At 63.8% G+C, this 6,163-nt stretch carries 4 protein-coding genes; 2 read left to right on the plus strand and 2 right to left on the minus strand.

Features of this window, described 5'->3' with window-relative positions:
• The first annotated feature begins 71 nt into the window (after window positions 1-71).
• Window positions 72-848, plus strand: a complete 777-nt coding sequence (locus DEHOM01_RS08600) for a DsbA family protein (protein ID WP_061212399.1) — start codon at window positions 72-74, stop codon at window positions 846-848.
• Between the two features lie 26 nt (window positions 849-874).
• Window positions 875-1,888: a hypothetical protein gene (locus DEHOM01_RS08605; protein ID WP_061212400.1), complete on the plus strand. Its 1,014-nt coding sequence runs from the start codon at window positions 875-877 to the stop codon at window positions 1,886-1,888.
• Window positions 1,889-1,896: 8 nt separating this feature from the next.
• Here the strand turns inward: DEHOM01_RS08605 and DEHOM01_RS08610 are convergent, their stop codons facing one another.
• Both DEHOM01_RS08610 and DEHOM01_RS10015 read right to left on the minus strand, forming a co-directional pair.
• Complete coding sequence (locus tag DEHOM01_RS08610; RefSeq protein ID WP_082738819.1) at window positions 1,897-3,417, minus strand: pyridoxal phosphate-dependent decarboxylase family protein; 1,521 nt, start codon at window positions 3,415-3,417, stop codon at window positions 1,897-1,899.
• Between the two features lie 230 nt (window positions 3,418-3,647).
• Window positions 3,648-5,957 carry an HNH endonuclease gene (locus DEHOM01_RS10015; RefSeq protein ID WP_167346672.1) on the minus strand — a complete coding sequence of 770 codons (2,310 nt, stop codon included), beginning with the start codon at window positions 5,955-5,957 and terminating at the stop codon, window positions 3,648-3,650.
• Between the last annotated feature and the right edge of the window lie 206 nt (window positions 5,958-6,163).

Raw genomic sequence — 6,163 nt, forward strand, 5'->3', positions numbered from 1 at the left:
CTTTTCACGATTTTCGTCTCAGTTCCCATGGGTCCCGAGGCTTCTTCAACGGAAGGCGTCACAATAGCTCCATGACCAGTCCCAAGACTTCACACGAATCGGCCCTCAGCCGCCTTGTCACGACCCGCCGCGCCGCGCTTGCCGCGGGAGGCGCAACCGCTGCCGTGCTCCTGGCCGCATGCGGAAACTCCGGGAGCAAGGAAGGCAAGCAAGCGTCGGATTCTGGCGCTTCCGACGCCACCCCCGCTCTGCCCGAGCCCACGCAGAGCGCTGCCGTTAGCGTGCCGTTCGACGAATCGAAGCCCTACCTCGAGTTCAACCCCGATTCCGAGGGGCCGGCCGTCGAGTTGCTCGTTGACTACCGATGCCCTCACTGCAAGCTCTTTGCCGAGGCGCAGGATAAGGACATTCGCGAACTCGTCGAGAAGGGCTACATCAACTACCGCGTGTACCCGCGCCCGATGCTCGATAAGGCCACGGGCCTCACGTTCTCGAACGATACGGCGAGCGCTGTCGTCGCCTCGTGGGTCGAGGATCCGAAGCTGTTCTGGGACATGAACGAGGCGATGTTCGCCCTCCAGCCGGAATCGCCTGAGGATCACACGCCCGATACCGCCGAGGTAGCCGAGGCTGCCGTCAAAGCCGGTGCGAGCGAAGAGGTCAAGAAGGCAGTTCTCGACGAGAAGTACCGCGACTACGTCGCGACTATCGAAGAGGTCGGCCAGGAACGCCAGGTTGGCACCCCGACCGTGTACATCGATGGCGAGGAATGGATGGGCGACGGTGAAAAGCCCGGCACGCTCAAAGCCGACCTCGTGAAAGCGATCATCGCCAAGGCCAAGAAGTAAAATTTCTCGATTGATAGCCTGAGGCCATGAAAGAGCGAGCCGCGCACGAGGATGATGTCGGCTCGCTTTTCACGTGGCACGCGCCGCTTTTTGCGGTTGCAAATCGCCGAGCTTTCGCGCGCGAGCGGCGTGCACGCGTGGACGCGTGGTGTGCGGGGCAAGCGTCGGATTCTCTCGAAAGGCGCGTGGTCGAGCTCGTGACTGCGCCCGAGGCGCCTTCGGCAGCGCTCTGCCATGCCGTCCTTGAAAGATCCGCTTCCGCCCCGGGGTTTTCTGGCCCTGACCAGTACCTTCGCGCCGCTTTGCTGCAGCGCTTTGCGCTCTCGGCAGTGGATCCGGGCGGCGCAGGCGGGGGTCGGCGGGCACGCGCATTTGGTCCGACGGATGCCTACGGTGCCGCAGCGGAAGCGTTTTCGTGGTGCGATGCCGCGCGAGGGGGCGGCGGCGTTGCCAGCATTCCAGATGTCGTGGTCGAGCTGGGGCTGACTCTCGTGCGCACGGCGCTTGTCGCGGGCATGACTGACGATGTGGAAGCGCCGCTTGCTGCTGTTGCGGAAAACGCCTCCCGCGTTCACGCCGTGCACGTGCGCTTTCACGCCTGGTCGTCGATCGCGATTGCCCGGCTTGCCCAAGGCGACCCGGAGGCAGCGCTCATCCCCGTCAACCGCGCGAAAATTCTTGCCGATCGCGCTCGTGACCTCGCGGGGCAGTGGCACGCCGAGCGGATCCGCGCACAGGCGCTGAGCATGGCGGGGCGCACGTGGGCGGAGGCCGCCGCTCACGCTGAGGCTGCCTCACTCGCCGAACGCGTCGCCGACGACCTCGACAGCACACCCGAGTTGCGGCGCGATGCCACCGTTTCGGCGCTCCAATCAAGGGCCCGGCTGCTCACTCGCATGCGAGAAGACGGCCGAGACCAGGCTGCCTCGCGCGAGGCAGAGGCGATGCTTCGCCGCATTGCCCGGGCTCGGGCAGCGGGCGATGCCGATGAAGCGGCGCTCACCGAATTCGAGAGTCTCGCGCTCGCGGACTCGCGCTGAGAGGGGCGTTAGGCCATCGTGTCGCGCAAAACCGCGACCACGCGGTCCGCTTCCGTATCGGGGTTCACGAACACAAGCCGCAGCACCGTTTCGCCGCTGTGCTTCGTGGGGATGCACAGGATCACGCCGTCGCGGGCCATGCGCTGCGACCACTCGTGATACTGCTCGTTTGTCCAACCCGGGCGGCGGAACACGAGGACGCTGAGTTCGGGCTCGATCACCATCTCGAGGTGCTCGATATCGTCGATGCCGCGACGCACCGCGCGTGAAGTGGAGAGGCACTTTTCGATCGCCTCGGAATACTTCGCTGTGCCGTGGGTGAGCAGCGAGTACCACAGCGGGAGGCCGCGCGTGCGACGCGAAAGGTGGGCCGCGAGATCGCTCGGGTTGGCGTCGGACCTCACGATCGAGTCCAGGTATTCGGCGTGCTGAGAGTGCGCGCGGTAGGCGGGGCTCGGGTCCCGGTACACGAGTGCGCAGCAGTCATAGGGGGCAAACAGCCACTTGTGCGGGTCAACGATGAAGGAATCGGCTTCCTCGATCCCGTCGAAGCGGGGGCGTGCGCTCGGGGCCGCGAGGGCGGCGCCGCCGTAGGCGCCGTCGATGTGCACCCACACGCCGCGCGCGTGCGCGACTTCGACGACGGAGCGAATATCGTCGACGATTCCGGCGTTCGTGGTGCCACCCGAGGCAACAACCGCGAAGACGCCCGGATTCTCGTCGAGGGCGCGGGCGAGGTTGGGGCCGCTCAAATGGCCGCGCTCGTCCACAGGGACGGTGACGACTTCGACGTCGAGCAGGCGCGCTGCGCTGCGGATCGACGAGTGGGCGCTGCTCGCGCAGGCGACCTTGAAGCCCGTCGTGGGGCGACCGTCGATAAACACGCCACTCGAGGCCCATTCTTCGCGGGCTTTCTCGCGTGCCGTCGCGAGCGCGGAAAGGTTGCCGCTTGTGCCTCCCGAGACGAAGGCGCCAGCGGATCCCTCTGGCCAACCGAGCAGGTCCATGAGCCACCGCAGCACCTGGTTCTCGGCCCAGATAGCGCCGGCGCCGGCCTCCCACACGCCACCGAACACATTGGCGGCGCTCACGACGTTGTCGAAGGCAACGGCCGCGCGCGTGGGGGCACCGGGAATGTAGGCGAGGTTCATGGGGTCATCGGCGGCGCGGGTCGCCGGGATGAGAATGTTCTCGTAGATCTCAAGGGCTCGATCGGCGCCGATGCCCTCTTCGGTGATCATGTCGCCGGCCAGCGCCTTGACGGCTTCGTCAAGCTCGGCTGCGGAGCGTGCCGTCGCCTTCGGGTCATGGGCAAGCGCAGTGTGCTCGCGCGCCCACTTCTGCGCGGCCTCGACGGCGTGCTGCTCATCCCCCCACACGCTCGACAGCATGCGGCTCGGGCGCCGGGTCGCGTAAGCGGTGGAGGCGGAACTGTTGGTGTTGGGGTCGGTGCCGGTGGCAGCCAGGTTTTCGTTCCGACGCTCGCCCGCGCCCTGTCGAAGGTCATTCTTCTGTTCGTTAGTGCTCACGCTCTCAATCCTAGGTGCGCGGGCCGGGACCCGTGGCAGAACTGAGGCGCCCCATCGCTCCAATGCAGGGGACGCCTCTCGCCCCCCGGACAATCTCCACGAATGGCTCTGGTGTCCTCTCGCTAATGGCGGCGTGCCGCTTTCGGCAGCGCGGCCGCTTCCTCAGACTCTTGCATCTGTCGAGACTCTCGCATCTGTCGCGAGCGTTCTTCCCGTGGTGTTCAGGTTGCCTAGCTGTCGTATCTGGGGGTGGTGCCGGTGTAGGTGCGGCCGGTGGGGGTGGTCCAGGTGGTGGTTGTGGTGTCGGGGTGGGTTGTGTTTGTTGTGTCGGAGTGGTGTGGGTTTCTGTTGGTGTGGGTGACGGTGAGGGCTTCTTTGGCGAGGTTGCATCGGGTGCAGAGGCCTTGGGCGTTTTCGATGGCTGTGGGGCCGCCTTGGGCGTGGCGGTGGATGTGGTCGATGGTGGTAATGGGTGCGTCGCAGTAGGGGCCGCGGCAGGTGCGGTCCCTGAGTCGAACGAGTTCAGCGAGTGCTTTGGGGAAGAATCTGGAGCGGGAGTCCATGGCGAGGACTTCCCCGGTCGTAGCGCTTGTGAAGATTCGCTTGTATTTGACGAGGACGTCGTTGTCGAACAGTTCGTTGAGGTAGTCGAAGCCGGTTTTGGCGGTGATGGGTCCAGCCTCGGGAATATAGCCGCTGGAGACGTCGGGGTTGACGGGGACGAGTAGCCCGATCTCGAACCTGCGGGCACGGCTTGATCCGCGAACACCCAAAGAGGTTCCTTGTGTTGCGCCGGTTTTGGTTTCTGTGTTGTGTGTGGCTTCTTTGGTTTGTGGGGTGTTGGGTGGTGGATCGGCCTTGTTGGTTTCCCTGTTCTCGTTGTTGTTGTGTGGGTGGGGTAGTGGTGTCCAGGGGTCTAGGGTGACGCCGGGTGCTTTGGTGGGGGGTGCGAAGTATGTGGCGGGGTGGTCGGGTCGTATGTTGAGGAGTGTTTCGACGAGGGTGTCGATGGCGAGGTTGTTTGTGGTGTGTGCTGGTGGTTGGTAATGGCGCCGCCACGCCCCACTACGAGCCACCACGCTCACCTCTGGTGAACCGTCACTGTTGTTCGTGATTGTGAGGCGGAGTTTTTCCTGCTCGAGCTTTGTGAGGAAGTCTTTGGCTTTGCTGCGGGCGGCATTGTCGACTTCTTCCCGCTCAAACTGTGCAAGTGAGGTGGGGCGTGTGGCCCGGTTGAGGGTGGTGCCGTGTTGGTGGTTGAACCGGGTGGTGGTTTCAGGGGCGTGTGGGGTGTTTGTGAGGTGGCTCAGGTCGAAGTCGCCGTTTGCGAGAAGCGAGTGGAGCTTGGTGGTGGTGTGCTGGGCGTGGTTGTCGGCTTCTTTTTTGGCGGTGGTGACCTCGTGCTGGTGGAGGATGGCGTGGGCGCGGGCAGCGTGGTGGTTGAGCAGGTCGTGGATTCTTTTGGCGTCGAGGGTGCGCATGGTGAGGGTGAGGCTACTCATCCCGTTGCGCAGGGTTTTCAGGGTGAGGCGGCGTTTGGTGAATGCTTTCTTTTCCCGCTCCAGCGCAGTCGCCGGGTCGAGTGATAGTAAGGCACTGCTGGTGAAGGCGCGCCAGTGTGTTTTCCCGGCGTGTGGGGAACGCTCCAACTCTCGCGCGATTGGGTGGTCTAGTTGTTGGGCGTGGGTGCTTGTGGCATCACGCAGACTGGTCGTGATCGCGTGGGTTTCATTGATCGAGATCCGGCCCGCCTCCAGGTTCGCCAGGAGCATCGGCAGGTTCTTCGTGAGCATACGTGCGCGAGCAATCTCGACACTGGTCGCGTAGGGGGATTGTTTGAGGATCAACGACAGCTCATGCGCGAGAGCACGACGCGCCGCAAACACTCGCGCGCGGTCCTTATCACTGAGCGAATCCAAGCCATCAGACGGATCCAGACCAGCAGCATCCACGTTCTCGGTGCCGACAGTAGCGGGGGAAGGCTCCTGCACGCTTTCGGTGTTGTTAGGAGTGGTGGGCGACTCATCAGAGTTCACGCGCGAGGAGACATCAGCGGTACTTGCAGCGATCTCTTTGCCGTTGAGGTGGCCGATGCCGTCGGTCTCATCAAGCTCGCAAAGAATATGCGCTCTGACCGCTTCAGTCAGTTCCGCGATCCGCGTGAGTGACTCCAACACATCCAGACGCGTCAGCAAATCCTGCCCATCAAGAACACGCGCGGGAGTCGTAGCCGAGTGCGCGTCACCTGGAGTATCAGAAGAATGAGAGGGCGCGGTGGGGAAGGCGTCGAGCATGCCCATCAGCGCGGCCTGCCACCCCTTCGACCGAGAAAGAAGAAGATCCAGAACGTCAGTACGCGAAGGGGCCTCCAGTTGGGTGAGATCGCGGAGCGCCGCGAGATCATCGAGAGGAGCGGTGGCAGAGGAGTGCGATGCAGCCGCGACAGCAGCGGTGCCCGTGGCAGGACCGGCAGTGCCTGTGGCAGTACCGCTCGTGCCCGTGGCAGGACCGGCAGTGCCTGTAGCGGCATCGCGGTTCAACACTGTGCTGGTCATTGCGCCCCCTTCCTTTCTCTCGACCGGGTTTTGATGCGGCTTCTGTGTGGTGATGCCTCGAGCCTAAAGAGGGGGTGAGACATTTAAACCCGGCTCTTTTCTTTCTCGAGACAACTCGAGCCTAAAGGAGGGGTGAGACATTTAAACCCGGCTCTTTTCTTTCTCGAGACAACTCGAGCCTAAAGGAGGGG

This window comes from Dermabacter hominis NBRC 106157, from assembly GCF_001570785.1.
In the GTDB taxonomy this organism is placed as follows: domain Bacteria; phylum Actinomycetota; class Actinomycetes; order Actinomycetales; family Dermabacteraceae; genus Dermabacter; species Dermabacter hominis.